This window comes from Pseudoalteromonas shioyasakiensis, from assembly GCF_001550135.1.
In the GTDB taxonomy this organism is placed as follows: Bacteria; Pseudomonadota; Gammaproteobacteria; order Enterobacterales; family Alteromonadaceae; genus Pseudoalteromonas; species Pseudoalteromonas shioyasakiensis.
Genome location: NZ_LRUE01000005.1, coordinates 68,571 through 92,072, shown reverse-complemented (window position 1 = coordinate 92,072; position 23,502 = coordinate 68,571). Strand labels below are relative to the sequence as shown.

20 protein-coding genes are annotated in these 23,502 nt (G+C 40.8%); 11 read left to right on the top strand and 9 right to left on the bottom strand.

Annotated elements, in window-relative coordinates; genetic code table 11:
* Window positions 1-52: 52 nt before the first annotated feature.
* The 4 genes from PASHI_RS02290 (at window position 53) to PASHI_RS02275 (ending at window position 2,436) form a co-directional block, all read left to right on the top strand.
* Window positions 53-301: a hypothetical protein gene (locus PASHI_RS02290; RefSeq protein WP_062564453.1), complete on the top strand. Its 249-nt coding sequence runs from the start codon at window positions 53-55 to the stop codon at window positions 299-301.
* Between the two features lie 240 nt (window positions 302-541).
* On the top strand, window positions 542-1,537 hold the full coding sequence (locus PASHI_RS02285) for a tetratricopeptide repeat protein (RefSeq protein ID WP_062564452.1): 996 nt from the start codon (window positions 542-544) through the stop codon (window positions 1,535-1,537).
* A gap of 63 nt (window positions 1,538-1,600) precedes the next feature.
* Window positions 1,601-1,945, top strand: a complete 345-nt coding sequence (locus tag PASHI_RS02280; RefSeq protein WP_062564451.1) for a hypothetical protein — start codon at window positions 1,601-1,603, stop codon at window positions 1,943-1,945.
* Window positions 1,946-1,986: 41 nt separating this feature from the next.
* A complete protein-coding gene (locus tag PASHI_RS02275) occupies window positions 1,987-2,436 on the top strand; it encodes a hypothetical protein (RefSeq protein WP_062564450.1) in 450 nt (149 codons plus the stop codon).
* A gap of 247 nt (window positions 2,437-2,683) precedes the next feature.
* On the opposite strand, the gene PASHI_RS02270 is transcribed toward PASHI_RS02275, so the two are convergent.
* Window positions 2,684-3,514 carry a CvfB family protein gene (locus PASHI_RS02270; RefSeq protein ID WP_062564449.1) on the bottom strand — a complete coding sequence of 277 codons (831 nt, stop codon included), beginning with the start codon at window positions 3,512-3,514 and terminating at the stop codon, window positions 2,684-2,686.
* 2 nt (window positions 3,515-3,516) lie between these two features.
* A complete protein-coding gene (locus PASHI_RS02265) occupies window positions 3,517-4,842 on the bottom strand; it encodes a DEAD/DEAH box helicase (RefSeq protein ID WP_062564584.1) in 1,326 nt (441 codons plus the stop codon).
* Between the two features lie 198 nt (window positions 4,843-5,040).
* Between PASHI_RS02265 and trhO the strand changes: the two genes are divergently transcribed.
* The 6 genes from trhO (at window position 5,041) to PASHI_RS02235 (ending at window position 13,557) form a co-directional block, all read left to right on the top strand.
* On the top strand, window positions 5,041-6,048 hold the full coding sequence (trhO, locus tag PASHI_RS02260) for an oxygen-dependent tRNA uridine(34) hydroxylase TrhO (protein WP_062564448.1): 1,008 nt from the start codon (window positions 5,041-5,043) through the stop codon (window positions 6,046-6,048).
* Between the two features lie 162 nt (window positions 6,049-6,210).
* Window positions 6,211-6,639, top strand: coding sequence for a hypothetical protein (locus PASHI_RS02255; RefSeq protein ID WP_062564447.1), 429 nt, complete (start codon window positions 6,211-6,213; stop codon window positions 6,637-6,639).
* 131 nt (window positions 6,640-6,770) lie between these two features.
* Window positions 6,771-7,787, top strand: a complete 1,017-nt coding sequence (locus PASHI_RS02250; RefSeq protein ID WP_082710855.1) for an efflux RND transporter periplasmic adaptor subunit — start codon at window positions 6,771-6,773, stop codon at window positions 7,785-7,787.
* A 2-nt stretch (window positions 7,788-7,789) separates the two neighbouring features.
* On the top strand, window positions 7,790-10,867 hold the full coding sequence (locus PASHI_RS02245; RefSeq protein ID WP_082710854.1) for an efflux RND transporter permease subunit: 3,078 nt from the start codon (window positions 7,790-7,792) through the stop codon (window positions 10,865-10,867).
* Window positions 10,868-10,951: 84 nt separating this feature from the next.
* On the top strand, window positions 10,952-12,850 hold the full coding sequence (locus PASHI_RS02240; protein ID WP_062564445.1) for a DUF294 nucleotidyltransferase-like domain-containing protein: 1,899 nt from the start codon (window positions 10,952-10,954) through the stop codon (window positions 12,848-12,850).
* Window positions 12,850-13,557, top strand: coding sequence for a 3'-5' exonuclease (locus PASHI_RS02235; RefSeq protein WP_062564444.1), 708 nt, complete (start codon window positions 12,850-12,852; stop codon window positions 13,555-13,557). The genes PASHI_RS02240 and PASHI_RS02235 overlap by 1 nt, the downstream gene beginning before the upstream one ends.
* A gap of 99 nt (window positions 13,558-13,656) precedes the next feature.
* On the opposite strand, the gene PASHI_RS02230 is transcribed toward PASHI_RS02235, so the two are convergent.
* From PASHI_RS02230 to PASHI_RS02210, 5 genes are all read right to left on the bottom strand, one after another.
* Window positions 13,657-15,231, bottom strand: a complete 1,575-nt coding sequence (locus PASHI_RS02230) for a BCCT family transporter (protein ID WP_062564443.1) — start codon at window positions 15,229-15,231, stop codon at window positions 13,657-13,659.
* 332 nt (window positions 15,232-15,563) lie between these two features.
* A complete protein-coding gene (asnB, locus tag PASHI_RS02225) occupies window positions 15,564-17,231 on the bottom strand; it encodes an asparagine synthase B (RefSeq protein WP_062564442.1) in 1,668 nt (555 codons plus the stop codon).
* 369 nt (window positions 17,232-17,600) lie between these two features.
* Window positions 17,601-18,536, bottom strand: a complete 936-nt coding sequence (locus PASHI_RS02220) for a 5-oxoprolinase subunit C family protein (RefSeq protein ID WP_062564441.1) — start codon at window positions 18,534-18,536, stop codon at window positions 17,601-17,603.
* Window positions 18,533-19,201 carry a 5-oxoprolinase subunit PxpB gene (gene pxpB, locus PASHI_RS02215; protein WP_062564440.1) on the bottom strand — a complete coding sequence of 223 codons (669 nt, stop codon included), beginning with the start codon at window positions 19,199-19,201 and terminating at the stop codon, window positions 18,533-18,535. The genes PASHI_RS02220 and pxpB overlap by 4 nt, the downstream gene beginning before the upstream one ends.
* Window positions 19,202-19,353: 152 nt before the next feature.
* Window positions 19,354-20,877 carry a leucyl aminopeptidase gene (locus tag PASHI_RS02210; RefSeq protein ID WP_062564439.1) on the bottom strand — a complete coding sequence of 508 codons (1,524 nt, stop codon included), beginning with the start codon at window positions 20,875-20,877 and terminating at the stop codon, window positions 19,354-19,356.
* A gap of 157 nt (window positions 20,878-21,034) precedes the next feature.
* Here PASHI_RS02210 and msrA point away from each other — a divergent pair, with 157 nt between their 5' ends.
* Window positions 21,035-22,312, top strand: coding sequence for a peptide-methionine (S)-S-oxide reductase MsrA (gene msrA / locus PASHI_RS02205; RefSeq protein WP_062564438.1), 1,278 nt, complete (start codon window positions 21,035-21,037; stop codon window positions 22,310-22,312).
* Window positions 22,313-22,373: 61 nt separating this feature from the next.
* Here the strand turns inward: msrA and PASHI_RS02200 are convergent, their stop codons facing one another.
* Together PASHI_RS02200 and PASHI_RS02195 are read right to left on the bottom strand one after the other, a co-directional pair.
* Window positions 22,374-22,838, bottom strand: coding sequence for a tetratricopeptide repeat protein (locus PASHI_RS02200; RefSeq protein WP_062564437.1), 465 nt, complete (start codon window positions 22,836-22,838; stop codon window positions 22,374-22,376).
* Between the two features lie 195 nt (window positions 22,839-23,033).
* The gene (locus tag PASHI_RS02195; protein WP_055197213.1) at window positions 23,034-23,453 is read right to left on the bottom strand and encodes a tetratricopeptide repeat protein; all 420 of its coding nucleotides are present in this window, start codon (window positions 23,451-23,453) and stop codon (window positions 23,034-23,036) included.
* Between the last annotated feature and the right edge of the window lie 49 nt (window positions 23,454-23,502).

Sequence of the window (23,502 nt, the reverse complement as noted above, 5' to 3'; positions counted from 1 at the left end):
TTAACTTTGCAAAGTATGCGCGATGAACGCACCATTTAAATGTTAGGTTTCTATGGATAAAGTATACCTACTAGAGCATTTGCACATAATTTCTGAAAACAATGAATGTGTAAAGACAATCGGGATTTATGCTTCTGAGCAAGAGGCCATTGCTGCTGTTGGAAGGCTAAAAGAGCAACCTGGGTTTAGAGATTTTCCAAATATTAACCCCGCTGCTTGTGACGAAAGTGGTTTCTATATATCGTGTTACCCACTTGGTAAAGATTATTGGGCTGAAGGTTTCGTAATAATCGACACTTAACACATATCAACATGCTTGGATAAAGTATGCATAACGATTCTTTTTTGCTTCTTTAAGTAGCTACTTATCAACCCAAGAAGAGAGTATTACCGAATTATAAACAATGAAAGCTGAAATATAAGAGTTCGTTAATAAAGAAGCATCAACTGATGAAGAACATGATTGGATTTTAGCGTTTGTTGGTAGGCATTGAATACTTACAAACTACATTAAACTTTATTTATTAAATTTGGATTTTGAATGATTTTTTTGATTTTGTGTGCTTTATCAATTTTATCTATGTTGATGTATTTCCATAGAAAACATAAGAATAATAAACGTAGACAATGTGCTTACGGATGTATAAAAGCTTACAACGTTTTAGATAAACCTGACCAATACAGTGACCTTAAAGAGTTATTTGAAACATTAGATAGCCATGAGGAGCGTTATTTTTATTCTGTAAGTATGTCTCGAATAATGTTTCCTCAAGCTTTAGATAAGTGGACAAATTCGCATCCAGACTCCGGGGATGCTCTACTTTGTTATGGTGCTCGTTTACTACAATGGTCTTGGTCTGCAAGGGGCTATGGTCGTGGAGCTGAAATATCAGAAGCTCAATGGAAAGAGTTTTTCAGGCGATTGGATAAAACTAGGCAAGTATTATTAGAATGTGCAGATAAAACACCAGAGGATCCTACACCATGGGCATACTTGATTATGGTAGCTACATGGTACTCAGATAGCGATGAACTTAAATTTAAATATTATGAGGAAGCAATAGCTAGAGATTCTTATAACTGGGCTGCACACATGCACATGATCATTGCTTTATCTGAAAAGTGGGGCGGTGATAACGAAGAAATGCTTGAGTTTGCAAGAAAAGCTTCTAGGAATGCCCCGACAGGTAGTGATCTTAAGCTTATTTTAGTTAAAGCTTACATCGAATATTGGAAGTATTTAGATTTGTTTGAGAATAAAATTGATGAAGCAAATGACTTCCTTATGGACAAAAATATTCAGAAAGACATAGTTGATTTATATAACGACTCGTTAAATCATGAGAGTTTTAAAGAAACGAAAGTAACTATTTTTGTGAGATATAATTTAAGTGGTTGGTTTTGGCTTACCAGAGATAGAAGCCGCTTAAAAAAAGAGTTATCAATACTAGGCAATAAGATTGAAGACATTCATTGGCGGTGGGTTTGTACAGAAGGGCAACTTGAAGACGCTAGGTTGTTTGCTAATGAAAGCTAGAGAATTACCCGTAATCAAAAACTCTTTACTGTACATTATTTACAGTTGTAGCAAGGTGTAAAATTGACATACGAGTTTCCTGATGAAGTAGAGTTTTTTGAAAAAGGATTTGGTTATTCTTGCGAATATGATCATGATGAAGGGCTATTCTCATTCATTAAGACCTATGAGAACAACGAAAAATTAATATTTACTCATTCACCATTTATGAATAACTCAGTGAGTGTAAAGTTATTTTACGGAACGGAGTTAGTATTTCATATTTATAAAGAAGAAATTACAAGAATTGCCTTTCAAGCGTGGGGCGGTGAGTTGGTTTTAAGAGTCTATTTAGCGAACGACGATAATAACTTCTTGGTTTATTTTGAACCAAAACCAAGGCTTAGATATGTTGAGCCGAATATCTAATTGCATATAAAAACCTGTTTTCGCTTAAAAGGATTGAATTAATGGAAATCATACTAGGGCATGGAATCGACACAATTCAATTTGGTCTTACAGAGACGCAAGCTGTTTCTGCGTTAGGTGTACCTGATAAAATATTTATCACCGATTCAGAAAATAAGCGATTGCAGTTTAACCAGCTTTTAATAGAGCTGACTTTTGAAATTGACAATGATAATCGTCTTGGCTGGATCGAAGTTTACAATAAAAGTGCAGCTTTGTTTGGTTATCAACTTATAGGTAAGCCAATGGCCGAAGTTATATCAATTATTAAGACTGAACTAGGCTCTGAACCTTCTGTTGATGATTATGGCTCGTTTATATCTGTAACGTTTGAAAAAGAATGGCTAGAACTTCAATTTCATTTTAATAAACTCACAAACATTAATTTTGGTGTATTGTATAGCGATAACGATCAGCCTATATGGCCAACAACATCACTAGAATGCATTTAACATCGAGTATAAAATCTCGTATGTTCAGATTAATTTAGGTTTTTTTGATAAATTTAATTAACTCAAAATGTGAATTATATAGTTATTGAAACTAAAAAAGAGTAAAGCTTTCGCTTTACTCTTTCAAACACTTCCAATATCTTGCTAACTAGCAACTAGCAACTAGCAACTAGCAACTAGCAACTAGCAACTAGCAACTAGCAACTAGCAACTAGCAACTAGCAACTAGCAACTAGCAACTAGCAACTTATTTCAATCTAATCGACGTTGCTTCAATCTCGATTAAACCTTGCTTAAACAAACCGCCAATGGCTTTTTTGTAGTTTGCTTTACTGGTTGAGAAAGTCTTTTTAATTGCTTCAGGGTCTGACTTATCACCTAGGTGAAGTACGCCGCCTTCGGCTTTTAATTTAGCTAAGATTTTTTCGCCTAAGTCGTTTACTTTACCCATACCTGGCTTTTCAAGTAATACATCGATTTTACCGTCTTCACGTACTTTTTGAATAAAGCCTTTTAAACGCTGGCCAACAAATAGTTTTTTAAATACCGTGTTGTAATAAACAACGCCAATGTGGGCTTCGTTTACGAGTACTTTGTAGCCTAAGTCTGTTTTACCGGCAACGATTAAGTCAACTTCTTCCATTACAGAGTAAGTTGGTTCTTCTTTCGATAAAAACTTATTAAAGTTGCTCGATGCACAAATACGTTGGCTGGCGTTATCTAGGTATAAGCGTACAAGGTAAGAAAAGCCGTCTTTCATTTTTGGCTTTTGTTCGTTGTATGGCGCAAGTACGTCTTTTTCGAGACCCCAATCTAAAAACGCACCAGTGCTATTAATTGCTTTAACACGTAGTAGGGCATATTCGCCCACTTCAGCTAAAGGTTTTTTAGTAGTGCCGGTTGGGTGACCTGCGTGATCTAAGTAAATGAATACTTGCACGCTGTCGCCAGCTTCTAGATCGTAATCAATTTCTTTGCTTGGTAAGAATACTTCGCCTAAATCACGGCCATCTAAATAAGCACCTTCGTTAGACATTTCGTTAACGAAAAGGGTTTGTGTGGTTCCTAAAATACTCATTGTTATTCCTGTTCTGGCTTTTTCTTACGGCGCATTGGAGCAAAACCATCTACATCAATTGGTGCTTGAATAGGGGCTTTTGGTTTTTTAGGGGCTGCTTTGCGTTTTGGTTTTGCAGGTTTTGCAGCCACTTTTTTCTCTGCTTTTTTCCAAACTGTGTTTGGTTTTTTCTCACGCAGACCTTTAAATTTACCAACAAGGCCGTCAACGGTGAAAAAGCTTAATTCATCATTTAAAAATGCTTTAATTGCTTTGTAGCTAGGCCAATCTTTAGGGCCTACTAACGAAATAGCCGTACCTTTAAAGCCTGCGCGACCAGTACGACCAATACGGTGCACATACTCTTCAGCATGTTTTGGTAGGTCAAAGTTAATTACGTGGGTCACGCTTAATAAATCAAGACCACGTGATGCAACATCGGTGGTGATTAAGATTTTAAAGTTTTCACGGCTGAAGGCATCCATGATTTCAAGGCGTTTGGCCTGTGTTAAGTCACCCGCAAGCGCTTGCGCTTTTAATCCTTTATCGTTTAACAATTGGCTTAAACGCTGAGTGTCGGCACGTGTTGCGGTGAAAATAATGCATTGTCCGACATTGTCTTGTTTTACAAAGTGCTCAAGTAGGGCTTCTTTGTGATCTAAATGATCAGCTAAATAAAGCTGCTGGGTAATGTCACTATGTTGCTCGTTAGAAGCACTTAACAGAATTTGTTTTGGCGAACGTAAAAGGTTACGTGACAGGGCATCAACTTGTGCATGGTCAAGAGTTGCAGAAAACAATAACGTTTGGCGTAAACGGTGATCAGCAAGCTCGTTGATCATTTTAACTTGATCGGTAAAGCCTAAATCTAAGATACGGTCAGCTTCATCAAAAATTAACAGCTCTAAGCCTGAAAGCTGTAATGAGCGTTGACTCAAATGGTCAGCTAAACGACCCGGTGTGCCCACTACAAAATGAGGGTCTTTACGCAGTGCTTTAATTTGGTCATTAAAGTTTTCACCACCCAGTACTTTTACAGCACTAATGTTTGTACCGGCGATTAATAGCCTTAATTGGCTGTACACTTGGGTTGCTAATTCACGGGTAGGCGCAACGATTAAAACGCGAGGGTCGCGTTTACTGAGTGCTTTTTGTTTCATTACACGCTGTACAGCAGGTAATAAAAACGCCAGCGTTTTGCCCGATCCTGTTTTTGACTGTGCAAAAATATCATGGCCTGCGATAGCTGTTGGTACCGCGTGAGCTTGAATGTCAGTGGGCTGGGTGATGCCTTGATGCGCAAGTTGTTTTTCGAGGCGTGTATCAATCCCAAGTTCAGTAAAATGCAATGCGTAATCTCCGATGAGCAAAATTTGTAAATCCTGTTCATTATAACGCACTTGCCTCACTTGGAGACAGTAAAAACACAGCTATTTCGCATCAGTTTTTGCAATTATCACTAATTCGCGTAAAATACGCGCCCTCAATGCGCCGGATTTGCGATTCGGTTAACGCCCACATGGGCATTTAAAGCAAAAGGTAAAACCATGACTGCTGTTCATAAAGACAATGTAACTAGCGAGCACTTTGTTGTTTGCGCACTTTACAAATTTGTAGCCCTTCCTGATTTTGAAGCGATCCGCCAACCACTACTTAAAGTAATGGAAGACAATGAAGTACGCGGTACTTTGTTACTTGCGGCTGAAGGTATCAACGGTACTGTTTCTGCTAAACGTGAAGGTATCGATAACCTACTTGCATGGTTAGATTCACAACCAAACCTAGACAACATTGTGACTAAAGAGTCATACGATGACGAATGCCCGTTCTACCGTACTAAGGTAAAACTGAAAAAAGAAATCGTAACTATGGGTGTTGAAGGTATCGACCCACGTGAAGTAGTGGGTACTTATGTAAAACCAGCTGAATGGAATGCATTAATTTCAGACCCTGAAGTGATTCTTATCGATACGCGTAACGATTACGAAATCGAGATCGGTACTTTCCAAAATGCGGTTGATCCAAAAACTAAAACATTCCGTGAATTCCCTGCATGGGCGAAAGAAAACCTAGACCCAGAAAAGCACAAAAAAGTTGCTATGTTCTGTACCGGTGGTATTCGCTGTGAAAAATCAACTGCGTACATGAAAGAGCAAGGCTTTGACGAAGTATTCCACCTTGAAGGCGGTATTCTTAAGTACTTAGAAGAAGTACCAAAAGAAGAAACCATGTGGGAAGGTGAGTGTTTTGTATTTGATAACCGTGTTGCGGTAAATCATGACTTACAAAAAGGTTCTTACGACCAATGTCACGCATGTCGTATGCCTATCACTGAAGAAGAAAAGCAAAAGCCTGAATACATGGAAGGTGTATCGTGTCATCACTGTCATGACAGCCTAACAGAAGAGCAACGCGCACGTTTTGCTGAGCGTCAAAAGCAAATCGAGTTAGCACAAGCGCGTGGTGAAGGTCACATCGGTAACGAAGCGCAAGAAGTTCTTCGTAAGCGTAAAGAAGCTAAAAAAGCGCAAAAAGAAGCGCAGCGCCAACAGTAATTGTTAGCTTTATAAATTGATAGAAACCCCAGCATAGTCTGGGGTTTTTTTATGTCTGTCCGTTTTTGCTACATACAGTTTTTTACACATCTTAAACAGTCTCTAACTGATGTTAGGAATAGTATCTAACTTAAGCTTTTATACTGATGGGATGAGAATAGAATGAATAAATTACTGCTAGGTTTACTATTTTTAGGTGGCTGCGCGACACAAGGGGTAGATAGAGCCGACCAAAATGTGATGATTAAACGCTTTTATGCAAAAGTGACATCGGTTCAGCCGGTTAAGTTATCATCCAACGTTAAAACGGGTATAGCAGCAGGCTCTACAATTGGTTTTGTTGATCAGTTAGATGGCAACCACGAAGAGATGATTGCAGGGGCAGTTGCAGGGGCACTTGTTGGCGGCCTAGTAACTGCTATATCAGAAGGTAGTAATGAAGCTTTTGAGTATTCATTAAGATCAGAGCAAGAAGGTAGTTTTACACTAATTCAAAAGGAACAAATAACTGATCAATCTGATTGTGTAGAGGTAACCATAGCAAGCGAAGCACACTTAAAAGAGGTCGATTCATCACATTGTCGTTTCTAATTAGAAAACACAGGCGATGTATGCGTTTAATTCAGCTTGGCTAATTGTTTATTAAACGAAGTCAGCTTTTTATTGATCACAAAGCTGTTACACTTCGTAACAATTAAAACGATTCTTATTTAGGTGAAATTTTGACAATTGGCAAATTACATACATGGACTTTAATTGCCTGTATTAGTTGTGTTTCCGTCGCAGAGGCGGCTAATGTAGTTGTAGAATCAGTGTCTGTTGAAAAGTCTAAACATCAGATAAAAGCAGTGGGTAATGCTGAAGCGATTCACTCAGTCACTCTTTACCCAGCCGTTGGGGACAGAGTCACCGCTGTTTACTTTAAACCAGGCGATAACGTTGCCAAAGGTGACTTACTATTAGAGCTTGATTCACGTAGACAAAAAGCAGCGTTGATCGAAGCCGAAATTACTTTAAAAGATGCTGAGCGCACCATGAAAAGGCTTGAAGAAAGCCACGCTCGTGGTGCGGTGCCGCAAAGTGATTTAGATGATGCGAAAACACTTTATGAGCTTGCAAAAGTCCAGTTAATGCAAGCGAAAACAGAGCGTGAAGACCGCGAAGTTCGTGCTCCTTTTAGTGGTGTTATGGGTTTAACTGACGTCGAAGTAGGCGACAGGATCACAACCCAAACAGCCATTGCGACTATCGATGATATTTCTGAGCTTTATATCAATTTTAATGCCCCAGAGGCCGCTATCTCAGTGCTTAAACAAAAATCTTCGGTCGAAGTGGTGCCTTGGTTAGGCGATAAAGCTTACATTGCTCAGGTGGCAGAGCTTGATTCGCGTATCAATGCGCAAACCCGCACTCTTAGAACAAAAGCCAAACTTGATAATAATGCCCAGCAATTTATGCCGGGTATGAGCTTTCGTGTACACATAAATATTCTAGGTGAAGAGCTTGCCGTAGTACCTGAAGCTGCGATGATGTGGGGGGCAGCAGGTCCTTACGTATGGAAGAGTGTCGATAAAAAAGCAACTCGTGTTGATGTAAAAATTGAGCAGCGTTTAGCAGGGCGTTTACTAGTCTCTGGTGGCTTAAACGAAGGTGACTTATTGGTGACAGAAGGAGATCAGCGCCTAAGACCTAATCAAGAGCTTAATTTCATCAATGAAGTGCAGCTAGCCAAGGAGTAATGATGAAACAGCAACCTATGATGGAAGACTTACAATCAATGGCAATACGTCGCCCTGTTTTAATTGTGGTACTTAACTTACTCATTATTATTGCAGGTATCGCTGCAATAGCAGGGGTTGAAGTACGTGAGCTTCCTGATGTTGATAGACCGCGTATTACAGTATCAGCGTCTTTCCCTGGTGGTTCACCGGAGACTGTAGATACCGAAGTAACTAGCAAGCTCGAAGGGGCAGTTGCGAGGGTAAGTGGTGTAAAGTCGATTCGTGCGCAAAGTGAAGAAAACAATGCTCGTATTGTGGTTGAGTTTCGCCCTGGTGTTAATTTAGATGATGCTGCAAACGAAACACGAGAATCGGTGGCCCGTGTGCAGCGAGAATTACCCGAAGAAGTTGAACGGGTATCAATTATTAAAGCCGATAACGATGCCGAAGCGGTAGTATCGTTAACGGTATCAAGTGATAGCTTATCCCTTGAGGCGTTGACAGAGCGTGTTGATGTTGACTTAGCCCCGCAGTTTTTAACCATTCCTGGTGTTGCCGATGTTCGTTTAAATGGCGACCGCGAACGGGTTCTTAGAGTGCGCATTGACCCACTTAAGCTAAGCAGCTTTAACCTTACCGTACCAGATATTGCCGACGTACTTCGTCAGGCTCCCTTTGATGTGCCTGCGGGTAGTTTAAAATCAAGCGATCAACAGGTGATCGTTCGTGCTGATGCAACGTCAATCTCTGCAGAACAAGTAGCCGATATCATCGTTCGTGACGATACCCGTATTGGCGATGTTGCGGCTGTTTACTTTGGCCCAGCTGATCCGCGTTCGTTCGTGAGGCTCAATGGTACACCTGTGATTGGCATGGAAATTATTCGTCAGGCGCAATCTAATACCATTGAAATTTCGGATGAAGTGCTAACTTTAATCGAGCGCATGCGAGTACGTTTTCCTGAAATGGAATTTACTTTAACCTCTGACGATGCTCAGTTTATCAGAAGCTCAGTTGATGAAGTTATTAACTCACTGTTACTAACCGTGCTACTAGTGGTGATCACACTGTGGGTGTTTATTGGCTCATGGCGCGCAACGCTGGTTCCTGCATTTGCGATACCTGTGGCATTAATTGGCTCTTTAGCACTTATTTGGGCGCTTGGTTTCTCAATTAATATTCTTACATTACTTGCACTCGTGTTAACTACTGGCCTAATTGTAGATGATGCCATTGTGGTAAGTGAAAACATCCAACGTCAACGGGGCTTAGGTCTTGGTCGTCGTGCAGCTGCAGTGGTTGGTACACGTGAAGTATTCTTTGCTGTTGTGGCAACAACCGCCGTATTAGCTGCGGTGTTTGTGCCTATTGCGTTTTTACCATCAACAGCTGGGCGACTATTTAGAGAGTTTGGTGGTGTATTGGCTGGCGCTGTGATCATATCAAGCTTTGTAGCGCTGTCTTTGGTCCCTGCGCTGACATCAAAACTGAAATTAAAGCAGGGCGGTTTTCATCCATTTGCAAAAGTTGGTCATGTGTTAGCCGCTGTTTATAAGCGCACAATACATGGTGTACTTGAGCATGCATGGATTACCTTCTTTGCATGTTTGTTGGTTGCTGCAGGCTCTGGGGCACTGTATTTCAATTTAGATAACGAGTTATTACCAACAGAAGATCGCGGTAAAATTCGTATTTTTGCCCGTGGTCCTGATGGTGTAGGCCTGAACTTTATGGACAGGCAAGCGGTGCAAATGGAAGACATCTTACTGCCGTATGTTGAAAGTGGTGATATTGAGTCTATTTACACTGTGGTTGGGCAATGGGATCCAAACATTGTATTTATTACTGTGCCGCTAAAACATTGGGACGAACGTCATTTTAGTCAGCAAGAAATTATTAATAAAATACGTGAACCTTTAGGTAATATTCCTGGTGCGGCTGGTTACCCAGGTGGTTCAAATAGTTTGAACTTGCGTGGCCAAGGCGGTGGTATTGAGCTTGCCTTATTGGGCCAAGACTACCTCGAGATTTTTAAAGCCGCGCAAGACTTCTCTGCTGAAATAGAAAAAGCAGTGCCAGAAGTAGCACCTGTTCGTATTTCATATCAGCCGTCACAGCCACAATTACGCGTTAATATTGATAGACGTCGTGCTGAAGAGCTCGGTGTATCGCTCAGTGATATCTCTGTAACACTTCGCGCTGCAATCAATGGTGATGATATTGCCGATTTAAACATTGGTGACCAATCAATTCCGATTATGCTGCAAGCACAAAACCAAACCATCACAAACCCGAGCGATTTAGCTAACTTGTATGTTGGTGGCCGCAATGGTCAGTTAGTGCCACTGAGTAGTGTGGCAACCATTACAGAAGAAGGTGTTGCCGCTGAGCTTGAGCGCCACGCGCAGCGCCGTGCTATTGAACTGAGTATGGAAATGCCAGAGGGCGTAACTATTGCTGAGCTGGTTACAAAAATCCGTGATATTTCAGAACAATCTCTGCCTGCTGGCATCAGCTTGGCGTTTAAAGGTGAGGCATTAACCTTTGAAGAAACTGCCAATGAAGTATTAGTGACCTATGTTCTGGCCTTTTTAATTGTTCTTCTGGTATTGGCTGCACAATTTGAAAGTGTGAATAGTGCAATCGTTGTTATGATCACTGTACCGTTTGGTATTACATCAGCAATTTTAGCGCTGTATTTAACAGGTACATCATTAAACATTTACTCGCAAATTGGTTTAGTGATGCTGATTGGTCTAATTGCTAAAAACGCCATCTTGCTGGTGGAGTTTGCTGACCAATTACGTGACCAAGGCCGCTCGGTTAGAGTTGCGGTAGAAGAGGCCGCATTGGTTCGTCTTCGCCCAATCGCGATGACGCTAGTTTCAACCTTATTGGGTGCATTACCACTTATTTTATCTACCGGTGCAGGGGCTGAGGCTCGTAACGCGATTGGTTGGGTAGTATTTGGCGGTTTAGCACTGGCGGTGTTATTTACCCTATATCTAACGCCTGTTATTTATCTTGGTTTAGCTCGCTTTACTAAACCAAGAGGTGATGAGTCGAAACTTCTGGCTGAAGAGTTAGAAAAGGCTTAATCCTACTTAATTGGCTATTTTTTCTTTGAAAAAATAGCCAATTACCCTCACAATTAAATCAAATGGTTTAATCTAGGTACGCGTATGCAAGCCGAACACGTCGATATTGCCCAATTTCTTGCTGATCATGCCCCTTTTGATGATCTTCCTGAAGAGGCGGTAAATAAACTCGCTGCACAAATCGAAATCGCTTATTTTCGCGCAGGCACTGAAATATTAAATTATGGCGAAGATATCGCTGATTTATATGTTATACGCAGTGGTGCTGTTGAAATGTATCGCCGTGATGGTGATTTATATAACCGTTTAACTATCGGTGGGATCTTTGGTTCAATGGGCCTTCTTATGAACCGTAAAGTGCGGTTTCCGGCAAAGGCGCTTGAAGATACCTTAGTTTATTGCATCAATGTTAAGTTGTTTAACGAGTTTTGTGATGAGTACGAAGTGTTCGCAGATTTCTTTGAAGCCGATGGAAATGTGCGCCTTCACCAAGCAATTGTTGAACAAGCAGACAGCAATGATTTAACAACCGCTAAGGTTAAGTCGCTTCTTCACCGTGATGTTGTCACTGTGGCAAAAGATGCCTCTGTGCAAATGGTTGCGCAATTGATGACGCAAGAGTCGGTATCGTCTGTACTGGTTACTGATGCAGATAAACCTATTAGTGATGATCCTGATGATGACGACGGCCAAGTAGTTGGCATCATTACCGACCGTGACTTACGTACCAGTGTTATTGCTGAAGGGTTAAGTTACGAAGCGCCAGCCGCGCAAATAATGCAAAAAGACTTAGTATTGCTTGATAGCAATGCCTATGTGTTTGAAGCCGTGCTTGCAATGCTCAGAGATAATATTCACCACCTGCCTGTAGTCGTTAAGAAAAAGCCGATTGGCGTTATTTCTTTATCGGATATTTTACGCTACGAATCGCAAAGTAGCTTATTGTTAGTACGCGGCATATTAGCTCAGCAATCGGTTGAAGATTTAGCTCACTATGCAAGGCAGCTGCCTAATGTGTTTGTACGCATGGTTAACGAAGACGCTAACTCTCACATGATTGGTACTGCAATGGCTGTTATAGGCCGAACCTTCAAACAACGTTTACTTGATTTAGCTGAAGAAAAGTTTGGCCCGCCGCCAGTTCCTTATTGCTTTATCGCTTTAGGTTCAATGGCTCGTGATGAGCAATTAATTGTGACCGACCAAGATAACGCCATCATCCTCGATAATAGTTTTAACGAGGAATTACATGACGAGTACTTCCAGAATTTGGCTGATTTTGTTTGTGATGGTTTAGCTGAATGTGGCTATAAGTACTGTGAAGGTGAAATTATGGCGTCATTTAAAAAGTGGCGTTTAACACGCGAGCAGTGGAAAGAACAATTTGCAGGTTGGATGGCCGAACCTAAGCCGCAGGCTTTATTACATAGCTCGATCTTTTTTGATTTAGACGGTGTTTACGGTAAAAACAAATGGGCCGATGAGCTCAAACGCTTTATCGCAACAGAAGGGCGTAAGAATAAACGTTTCTTAGCTAACCTTGCAGCAAATGCGCGTAACAGAACGCCGCCTTTAGGTTTCTTTAAAGACTTTGTTTTAGAGCATAATGGTCAACACAAGCGATCTATGAACTTAAAACGCCGCGGTACTGCACCTTTATCTGATGTAATACGCGTGCATGCATTAGCGATAGGCAGTCGTAAACAAAATTCATTCGAGCGTTTAGAAGATATTATCGAAGCTAAACTACTCCCTGAAGGTAAAGCACAAGATTTACGAGACGCCTTAGAGTACATTGCCATGATCAGAATAAGACACCAAGCGTGGCAAATAGAAAAGCTTGATGAAGCGCCAGATAACGACTTAGAGCCTCATTTACTTTCTCCTTTTGAGCAGCGAAACCTTAAAGAAGCGTTTGCCATTTTAGATAAAGCGCAGAGCTTCCTTAAATTCAGATACTCTGCCAACACAGGGATGAAGTAATGGCAAAACAAGGCGCAAAACTTGATTGGCCGACTCGGTATCAACAGTTATTAGCACAGAGCAAACAGCCACTGATTAAAGCGTTTTATGAATCAGCTATTTGTGATTTAAGCACACCAATTAGTGATGTTCCTTTCGTAGCGCTTGACTTTGAGACAACCGGTCTAAATTATCAAAATGACGATATAGTCAGTGTTGGTTTAATCCCATTTAATACCAAGCGTATTTTTTGTAAAGATAGCCAACATTGGATTGTTCAACCAAGGCGTAAGCTTGCTGAAGAGTCGATTGTTATTCATGGTATAACTCATTCAGAAGTGAGCGATGCACCTGATTTTTCAACGATTATGGAGCCTTTGTTAGCAGCATTAAAAGGCAAAATTATTGTGGTTCATTTTGCGCCTATTGAACGGCACTTTTTATATCAAGCTTTGCAAGCACGCTTAGGTGAAGGGCTTGAATTTGCCGTTATAGACACGCTAGATCTGGAAACGCGTGCACTTAAAGCAAAGCAGGGGTTACTCGGGCGATTGTTTAATTCTAAGATTGATTCTGTGCGCTTAGCAGACTCTCGCATTCGTTATTCGTTACCAGCATATCAAAACCACAATGCGCTTAATGACGCTACAGCCACCGCAGAGCTTCTACAAGCGCAAATAGCTTATCATTACCGCCCAGATACGCCGCTCAGCGAATTACTCATATAGCGTGCTTAGCACCGACTTTATGTCGGGTATTTGAATTTGAGCAAAGCTTATAAATAAAAAACGCCGCTAATGCGGCGTTTTTATTAATTAAAGGCAAGTTTAGTGTCTTGGTTCTGTTCGTAAGCCAAGGATTAAACTTACACACATTAATAGCAATACAAAAGTAAACGGTAAGCCCGTAGATACGGCGCCGGCTTGTAAGGCCTCGATTGCTTGTGTGCCACCAATCCAAACAAGTGCAGCTGCAATAGCGCCCTCGATTGTTGCCCAAAAGATACGTTGTGGCACTGGCGCGTCAACTTTACCACCGGCAGTGATTGAGTCGATTACTAATGACCCTGAGTCAGATGACGTAATAAAGAACACGAGTACTAGCACAATTGCAATGAATGAAAGCACTTGTGACATTGGCAGGGCTTCAAACATTTGGAACATAGCTAGTGGTACATCAGTTAAGCCTTTTTCACCTAGTACACCCACTTTATCAATAACTTGTTCAATAGCGATACCACCATAAATTGACATCCAGAAGATAGTCACAACAGTAGGAACTAGTAATACAGCAATTAAAAACTCACGAATTGTACGGCCTTCAGATACGCGCGCAATGAACATACCTACAAACGGTGACCATGAAATCCACCAAGCCCAATAGAATACAGTCCAGCCATGCATCCATGTTTCATCTTCACGACCATGTGGGTTACTTAGTGGAATAATGTTTTCAACATAACCCATTACTGTATTAGGAAGGTTACCAAATGCTGCAGAAAAGCCAACAAGTGCAACAAATACAAGTAATACAAAAGCAATAAGCATGTTTACGTTACTAAGTAGTTTTACACCGCCGTCGATACCGCGGACAACAGAAATAACAGCAAGTAACGTCACACCTACAATAACGCCAATTTGTAAGCCTATTCCGCTATCAGTACCAAATACATGGTTAATACCTGCAGCTGCTTGTTGCGCGCCTAAACCAAGAGACGTTGCAAGGCCAAATAGAGTGGCAAGTACAGCTAGAATATCAATAAGGTGGCCTGGCCAGCCCCACGCTTTGTCACCTAAAATAGGGTAAAAAATTGAACGAATAGATAACGGCAAACCTTTGTTATAGCAAAAGAATGCGAGTGAAAGCGAAACAACGGCGTAAATTGCCCAAGGATGTAAACCCCAATGGAACATAGTTGCACCCATTGCCAGTTTGGCAGCTTCTGGCGTGTTTGCTTCAACACCAAGTGGTGTTTCATACCAACCTGTAAAATAGGCAACAGGTTCTGCTACGCCCCAGAACATTAAGCCTATACCCATACCTGCAGCAAATAACATTGCAAGCCAAGAAATACGCGAATGAGTTGGACGCGCTTCTTTACCACCAAGGCGCATATTTCCGTATGGTGAAACAATTAACGCTAAGCAAAACAATACGAATAAGTTTGCTGACCACATAAAAAAGCCATCAAAGTTATTAATAATGTCGTTCTTAATACCATTCAGGGTTGTTTTCGCTGTTTCAGCATCTGAAATAAGTGTTGCCACTAAGAATAGGGCAATTAAACCAGCACTAATGCCAAATACAGGGTTATGCACATCAAAACCCCATTTTTGTACATTGTCCTGACCGACGGTGTAGTCGGTATTGTCGATACTGTACTTATCATGATGTTCGCTCATGAATACCTCTTGTTGTAGTTATATCTAGCAGAAAGCTAAACGGCCGGATGGCACAAGTTCAACTAATACTCTTTTTACGTGTAAAACTTAAAATTAGTTTGTAGACGAACTAAATTTGTACCAAAGTCTAGACTTTAGTGTAGGAGTTCGAAAAAAAATGTAAATGGTTTTGTCCCTAAACAGCCGAATAAATGTAGTTTTTTACGTTTTTTGTTGGAATTGTGAACAAACTGGGTCGGGAATGGAATAATTTGATGACAGTATTATTTCAAAGCAAATTATTTCAATTGAGAGGAAAGTGCTGCAAACACAGGGCTTGCAGCACAAAGTTACTACTTTTTGTAAGCGTCGTTATGAACGCCAGCAGCACGACCTGAAGGATCAGCATTGTTTTGGAATGATGCATCCCAAGCGAGTGCTTCAGGAGTAGAACAAGCAACTGATTTGCCATGCGGAACACATTTCGCAGCGGCATCACCAGGGAAGTGCTCTTCGAAAATACTACGATAGAAATACGCTTCTTTAGAATCAGGCGTATTGATCGGGTATTTGTATTTAGCATTAGCAAGGTCTTGATCGCTAACTTGTTCGTTCACATACTCTTTTAAAGTATCAATCCAGTTATAGCCTACGCCATCAGAGAACTGCTCTTTTTGACGCCAAAGTACGTCGTCTGGCAGGTAGCCGTCGAACGCTTCACGAATAATGTGCTTTTCGATTTTACCGTCTTTACACATCTTCGCTTCTGGGTTGATACGCATTGCTACGTCTACAAATTCTTTATCTAGGAATGGCACGCGCGCTTCAACGCCCCATGCTGCCATTGATTTATTAGCACGCAAGCAATCGAACATATGTAGTTTAGACACTTTACGGTTAAGCTCCTCATGGAACTCTTGCGCATTTGGTGCTTTGTGGAAATAAAGGTAACCACCAAATAGCTCATCAGCACCTTCGCCTGATAACACCATTTTAATACCCATGGCTTTAATCTGGCGTGCCATTAAGTACATCGGCGTTGAGGCACGAATAGTTGTTACATCGTACGTTTCGATGTGATAAATCACTTCACGTAGGGCATCAATACCTTCTTGAATAGTAAAGTGAATAGGGTGGTGAACCGTACCAATCATATCAGCTACTTTTTGTGCAGCTGCTAAATCGGGTGAGCCTTCAAGACCCACAGAAAATGAATGCAGTTTTGGCCACCAAGCATCAGACTCGTCATTATCTTCGATACGTTTTGCAGCAAAACGCTGTGTAATAGCAGAGATAACAGATGAGTCTAAACCGCCAGATAATAGAACGCCATATGGTACATCACACATTAATTGACGTTTAACAGCTGCTTCTAGGCCTTCTTTAACATCGCTTGCTTTTGCTTCGTTGTCTTTTACTGCATCATAGTTTTGCCAATCACGGCTGTAATACTTACGAAGTTGACCATCTTTGCTCCACAAGAAATGACCCGGAGGGAACTCTTCAATATGTTTACAAATTGGCGAAAGTGCTTTTAATTCTGAGGCAACATAAAAGTTACCATGCTCATCATGACCCGTATAAAGCGGAATAATCCCGATATGGTCACGACCAATTAAGTAGGCATCTTGTTCTTCGTCGTATAAACAAAACGCGAAAATACCATTTAAATCATCTAAAAACTCAGGGCCTTTTTGTTTATATAAAGCCAAAATAACTTCACAGTCAGACTGAGTTTGAAAAGTGAAATCAGTTTCTAAGCTAGCAGCGAGCTCTTTGTGGTTATAAATTTCACCGTTAACAGCAAGAATATTTGTACGCTCAGGGTTGTACAAAGGCTGTGCACCACTCGATACGCCAACAATCGCTAAACGTTCGTGCACTAAAATAGCTTTATCTGATGAATACACGCCAGACCAATCTGGCCCGCGGTGCCTTAATAGTTTTGACATCTCAATTGCTTGGCTACGCAATTGAGCGGGATCAGATTTAATATCTAATACCCCAAAAATTGAACACATAGTGACTCCTCATTCCAAATATGTGCGCAGTTAACAGAATTTATATAACTGCGAATGTTTGTTTTAACAGAAATAATTACCTAAGTCACACAGGTTTTTTAATTAATTGAGAATAAAATATGCACCTGCGGTAACCTCTTTGCACCAGTATGGGGTAAGTGGTTAAAGGGTGAGCGGTTTAAATGCTTGATTTGTACAAATTGGATGATAATGAGTCTGGAATAAAGGCTTTTGTTACTAAATTTTCTGCACAGCTTTGGTGCAAAGGAATACGTAGGGTTTTTACCTTTTTAAATGTATAGACAAGCCATAAAGGCAACGCGAGCAAAGACTTTCTTTGCTCGTTTTTTAAACACCAATAAATTAACGCTATTTATTAATATAGTTTAGCGCTATCGCAAGTTGATTTAAGTGCGCAGTTAGCTTTTCTTGTGCCTCGTGGGCTTCGTTGAGTGTAACAAACTTAAAGTGAAGGAAGTCGCCGGGTTTAAATTGTGCAAAATGACGAAGATCCGCTTCGATCACGGTGCCGAGCAATGGATAACCCCCCGTTGTTTGCGCATCGTTTAATAGCACTATGGGTTCACCATTTGGCGGAAGCTGAATACAGCCAGGAGCAACAGCCATAGAGGGTAATGAAACATCATGGCTGATATCACACTCATCACTTAATAGTCTTGTGCCCATGCGGTTACTATTAGGCGATACATGCCAAGAATGATTTATAAAGTTAACGATGGTTTCTTTTGGTAACAGTGCTGCATGTGGTGCAGCATGAATACGAATTTGTGTACTTTTAGGTGGTAGCATCGCGCCTAAGCCAACTTTGGTATTGTACCTTGGCGTTATATCAAAACTATCGCCAGCCTGCAGTGCTTTACCGGTTAAGCCACCAAAACCCGCTAATATATCAGTAGAATAAGAATCTAAAATGGGCTCAGGTAAATGCCACTCGCCGCCAATAGCAAGGTAACTTCTAAAACCATGACGCGCCGCATTAAACTTTAATACATCGCCTTTTTTTATGTAAAAGCTCCAGCCAGGATCAACAGGGTTGCCATTTACTGTGGCTTTCATATCTGTGCCGTGCAGAGCAATGTAGTAATCGTTATCGAACTGAATCTCGGCCAGACCTAACGTGATCTCAATAACGGGGTTGTTATCGTCGTTGCCAACTAAACGGTTTGTAATAACTTGAGCGTAAGGGTCAATGCAACCGGATTGGCCAATGCCTAAATGGCGAGAGCCTGTGCGGCCTTGATCTTGTATAGACATTTGCATGCCAGGTTTGATGATAGTGATCATTTTAACACCTCCTGAATTACAAACTCTAAAGTATCACCGGGTTCAATAGCACAAGGCGAGGCTGCATTGATATCAAACAGACGAAAATCTGTATGACCAATAATTTGCCAGCCACCAGGTGAGCTTTCAGGGTAAATACCGGTTTGATCGCCGCCGATAGCAACAGAACCTTTTGGAACAGAGAGCCTTGGTTCAGCATGACGAGGTGTGTAAAGTTGTGGATTTAAACCATCTAAATAAGCAAAACCGGGCTTAAAGCCTAAAAAAAGCACGTGGTATTTGGCACTGCTGTGCATTTGAGCAACATCATCAACAGACAGATTATGATGTTTAGCAACATGCGCTATATCAGGCCCATATTCACCACCATAACGAGTCGCAAGTTTATGATGACGTGAGTTAAAGTCAGTGGCTTTAAGTTCGTGCCATTGTTCTAGTAATCGTGGCAGCCAACCAGCAAGTTGAGCGGGCTCTTTTAGATAAAGCGTTAAATTATTATTGGCAGGGACTACATCAACAAAGTCATCACTGCTTTGGCAATATTGTGCTAATGCCCATATTTTCTTTTGCGTAGTCAGTGTGTCGCTTGCTATTTCATAGGCATCAAAAAAGATGCTATGCGTAGTGAGCGCCATAATTTTAGGTGTACTATTGGTCGTCGTCATTGCGTATCAATCTTATTATTATCCCTTAATGCTTATTAGCATATAGGCTGTTTGTTGATGATGTAAATGTGTCTTTAGTGTTAATTAGAAAAACTCAAGACAATCAAGTGGCTATAGTAGCTTATAACCACTTGATAAAGTGCAATGCCTAATTACTGTGCGTTATTTAATAACCAATTAGATAGTAAACGTACGCCATAGCCTGTACCGCCTTCAGCTAATTCATCTTTTGCTTTAGAGTTTAGAGCGTTACCAGCAATATCAATGTGAACCCAACGTGTGTCACCGGCAAAGTTTTGTAAGAAACTCGCTGCTGTAGTAGCACCTGGGCCATGTGAACCGATGTTTTTAAGATCAGCAATGTCTGACTTTAACGCATCTTCATAACCTAGAGGTAAACGCCATAGGTTTTCGTTTACTTGCTTACCAGCAACAGTTAGTTGCTCTACAAGGGTATCGTCGTCAGAGAACACAGCTGCATAGTCATTACCTACAGCACGAATTTTAGAGCCGGTTAGGGTCGCAACATCAACCATAATACTTGGCTTGTACTTGTCGCGGGCATACCACATTGCATCACTTAATACTAAACGGCCTTCAGCATCTGTATTTACAATCTCAACGCTTAAACCTTCAGCGGTTCTTACAACATCACCTGGCGCTACGGCAAATTGCGATACCATATTAGCTGCCATGCCCATTACAGCAACTACGTTTGTGTCGGCTTTAGCCAGTGCCATTGCTTTAACAGTACCTAGTACTGCAGCAGCACCAGCCATGTCTGATTTCATGCGGGCGATTGAAGCACCTGTTTTAAGGCTGTAACCACCAGAATCAAAGGTAATACCTTTACCTACTAATGCGATAGGGGTGTTTTTATTCCCTTGATAATGTGCAACCACTAAACGTGCACCTTCTTCGCTACCACGGCCAACAGCCTCAAGTGCACCCATGCCCAGCTTTTTAAGTTGCTTAGGCTCTAAAACAGTAATTTTAACACCTAACTTTTTAAGCTCTTTTGCCGCTTTAGCAAAATCAACCGGCGTCATTTCTGTTGCAACTTCAGACGTTAAGTCACGTGCTAAAAATACACCTTGTTCAATGCTTTGTAGTAGTTTATGGGTTTTGACCGCTTGGTCTAAATTCTCAACATCTAATGTGTAGTTAACAACATGGCTGTCTTGTTCTTTTTTGTATTGCTCAAAACGGTGGTCACGTAAATTTGCGCCATGTGCAAATTCTGCTGCATATTTAGCATTGATTGCGCTGTCTTTTAGCTCTGAAAAATCAAGGCTAACATTTGCTTGTTTAGCCGACTGCAATTTAGCGTGAACGTTACCACCTAGTTTTGCCATTTTTGCTGCATCTAGTTTTGGCTGCTCTCCTAAGCCAACAAGTAAGATGCGTTGATGGTCACTACCGTTTGGTGCGATAACTTCTAACGTTTTGCCATAGCCTGCTTTAAAGTCACTAAATTCAATGACTTTATTTAGGTGAGTTTGGGTTTCTGGCTTTAAATAATTAAAGTTAGCAACTTGGCTATCTGTATCTAAAAATAAAACTAGGGTGTTGTCGTTCGGTTTGATTGATTTTGCAAAAGTGAACTCTGCGGCATTCACTTGCGTAGCAAGTGTTAATCCTAATGCAATAGCAGATAAGCTGTGTGCAATTTTCATTTTTTAATATCCCAATGTTAAAAAGCTGTGTTTTACCGTAAATAAGGTTAAGAGTTAAATTGTTAGCGGTGAATCGCTGTTTGCATGCGTTTAAGTTGAAATTATTAATACCTATGCTCGGTCTGTCTTAAATACAGGCTTTTAAGAGGAAATTAGTATGACAATTAAGTCGATGTTACTGACACTATTCACTTGCAGTGCCATTTTTACCACCAGCCCAATTAAAGCTGACACAATGCCAGATAACGCGACAGGGCATATTGAAACCATTGTGCTTGGTTCGGGTTGCTTTTGGGGAGCAGAAAAACGATACGAAGCACTTGATGGTGTATTGGATGCGGTATCTGGCTATGCTGATGGGCATGGGTTTAAAGCGACCTACAAGAACATAACACGTAGCTCACGACGCTTTGATAAAAACAATTATGCAGAAGTTGTTAAAGTGACATACAACAGTAACGAGTTAACAACTCAATCGCTTTTAAAGCATTATTTTGAAAATCATGATCCAACTCAGCTAAATCGCCAAGGGAATGATGTTGGTACTCAATACCGCTCAACAATTTTGGTAAGTAATAATGAGCAACAAGAAGTTGCGAATAAACTTAAAGATGAATACCAAAGCAAATTAACAGCAGCAGGCTACGGCAAGATTGTAACTGTGATAAAACCGCTTGATGCATTTTATGCCGCTGAGGATTATCACCAAGATTATTTAAAGAAAAACCCCAATGGCTATTGCCCTGATCATTCAACGGGAGTTGTATTCACACCAGTAGAAAAACAGCAGGTTGATAACACAGCCTTATTGGCAGGTAAGCAAATTGTAGTGATAGATGCAAAAGGTTATTGCCCATACTGTGAAAAGTTTAAAAAAGAGGTCGCTAATGAGTACATGGGTTCGATACCAATGACCTTTCGACATGCTGATCAACTAGATGGCTTAACGATTAAAACGCCGACTTGGGCAACACCCACGTTATTATTTATAGAAAATGGCGAAGAGGTTTATGGTCGCCAAGGCTATGTTAGTAAAGGTGAGTTTTACAAAGCGTTAGGGGCATTTAAACTAGGTGACAGTGAAGCTTTTAGAGTGGCATTTCATGCCAGAACTGACAGCCCATTTTGTAAGCAATACGATATCTTTAAAAATACACCAGACGGTATTTTTATTGATAAGCTAAGTGGAGCGCCGCTTTTTGACACCCGTGATAGGTTTAACTCAGGCACTGGCTGGCTTTCTTTTACTCATCCTGTGAAAGACAGTGTAACTATGCATGAAGACAACAGTTATGGCATGCAGCGTATTGAGATTAAATCAAAAAGCTCGGGTATTCATTTAGGTCATTTGTTCCCTGGTGAAGGGCCAAGAGGTAAAGACAGGTACTGCATTAATGCTACTGTGCTTGATTTTGTGCCAAGAGATAAATCTTAAAAGGTAACTGATGTAAGAAAACCAGCCGACATGGCTGGTTTTCTTTTAGCCTGATGACTTATTACCACAATTTTAATTCCTGTTTCGCAAGATTTAAGTTAAACGACACCAGCTCGTTATTATTGAGCTGCACAGCCTCATAAAAATCAGCAATGGCCGCTGTATCATTTTTCGCCATAAGTCGAGCAATGCCTCTATTACTTAATGCATAAGATGTCAGTTCATTACGTTTATAGTGGGGGGCATTGACCTTTTTTAGCATCGCGATTGCTTGCGAGCAATCTTGTTCAGCTTTATCAAGCTGTTTTAGTTTCACACCCGCAACACAGCGGTTAAACGGCACGATATAGTTATTAGCTTCGTTCATTGTCTCTAAAGAATTAGCAAAGTTGCCTTGCATAATTGCTTTTGAGCTTGCGTTATCGTCAACAACCATGAGTTTAAAGTCGTTGTTGTTGGCGAATACAAAATTTGAACAAACAAATAATATTAACCACAGGCAGGGTTTTAGATTTAATTTAAACATTGTTTTCTCCTTGTTAGCGTAAGCGTTGTGCTTACTCTATAAAGTTAGAAAACAGGGTATAAAACTGACAAACGATATAATCGCACCTATGAGGTGAAGAAAAGTATTCTATAACGCAGATATTTTAGACGAAAAAAAGCCCGGTCAGAACACACAAGAACCGGGCTTTCGACAACAATTTGGTTGGGGTAACTTTTACAGCGCTAGGTTTTGTTTTGCGCGGCTTAAGTTGTGGTTAACAAGTTCGTTTTTAGAAATTTGCACTGCTTCATAAAAGTCAGAAAGAGCAGCAGTATCGTTTTCAGACATGATGCGTGCAACACCACGGTTACTAAGTGCAAACGATGTTAGTTCACGGCGTTTGTAACCAGGTACTTTACTTGTGCTTAGAAGAGAAATTGCTTGTGTACACAGGCTTTCCGCTTCTGAAAAATTCTTTTCTTTAACGCTTAATGCACAGCGGTTGAAGGCAGTTTCGTATTGGCTAGTTGCATTGTCGTTAGATTGAGCTTGCTCAATAACCATCAGTTTATAATCAGCTTGGTCGGCTACTGCCATCGCTGAGCAAGTTAATAAAGAGCTAAGTGCAATAGTTTTTACAAGTGTTTTTAACATGATAGTTTTCCTCTGAATAAGTTGGTGTTTCTTGCCAACGAGTGAACTT

Coding starts and splice junctions, on each gene's coding strand:
- PASHI_RS02290 (WP_062564453.1), top strand. CDS start 53: ATGGATAAAGTATACCTACTAGAGCATTTGCACATAATTTCTGAAAAC.
- PASHI_RS02285 (WP_062564452.1), top strand. CDS start 542: ATGATTTTTTTGATTTTGTGTGCTTTATCAATTTTATCTATGTTGATG.
- PASHI_RS02275 (WP_062564450.1), top strand. CDS start 1,987: ATGGAAATCATACTAGGGCATGGAATCGACACAATTCAATTTGGTCTT.
- PASHI_RS02270 (WP_062564449.1), bottom strand. CDS start 3,514: ATGAGTATTTTAGGAACCACACAAACCCTTTTCGTTAACGAAATGTCT.
- trhO (WP_062564448.1), top strand. CDS start 5,041: ATGACTGCTGTTCATAAAGACAATGTAACTAGCGAGCACTTTGTTGTT.
- PASHI_RS02255 (WP_062564447.1), top strand. CDS start 6,211: ATGAATAAATTACTGCTAGGTTTACTATTTTTAGGTGGCTGCGCGACA.
- PASHI_RS02245 (WP_082710854.1), top strand. CDS start 7,790: ATGAAACAGCAACCTATGATGGAAGACTTACAATCAATGGCAATACGT.
- PASHI_RS02240 (WP_062564445.1), top strand. CDS start 10,952: ATGCAAGCCGAACACGTCGATATTGCCCAATTTCTTGCTGATCATGCC.
- PASHI_RS02235 (WP_062564444.1), top strand. CDS start 12,850: ATGGCAAAACAAGGCGCAAAACTTGATTGGCCGACTCGGTATCAACAG.
- PASHI_RS02230 (WP_062564443.1), bottom strand. CDS start 15,231: ATGAGCGAACATCATGATAAGTACAGTATCGACAATACCGACTACACC.
- asnB (WP_062564442.1), bottom strand. CDS start 17,231: ATGTGTTCAATTTTTGGGGTATTAGATATTAAATCTGATCCCGCTCAA.
- PASHI_RS02220 (WP_062564441.1), bottom strand. CDS start 18,536: ATGATCACTATCATCAAACCTGGCATGCAAATGTCTATACAAGATCAA.
- pxpB (WP_062564440.1), bottom strand. CDS start 19,201: ATGACGACGACCAATAGTACACCTAAAATTATGGCGCTCACTACGCAT.
- PASHI_RS02210 (WP_062564439.1), bottom strand. CDS start 20,877: ATGAAAATTGCACACAGCTTATCTGCTATTGCATTAGGATTAACACTT.
- msrA (WP_062564438.1), top strand. CDS start 21,035: ATGACAATTAAGTCGATGTTACTGACACTATTCACTTGCAGTGCCATT.
- PASHI_RS02200 (WP_062564437.1), bottom strand. CDS start 22,838: ATGTTTAAATTAAATCTAAAACCCTGCCTGTGGTTAATATTATTTGTT.
- PASHI_RS02195 (WP_055197213.1), bottom strand. CDS start 23,453: ATGTTAAAAACACTTGTAAAAACTATTGCACTTAGCTCTTTATTAACT.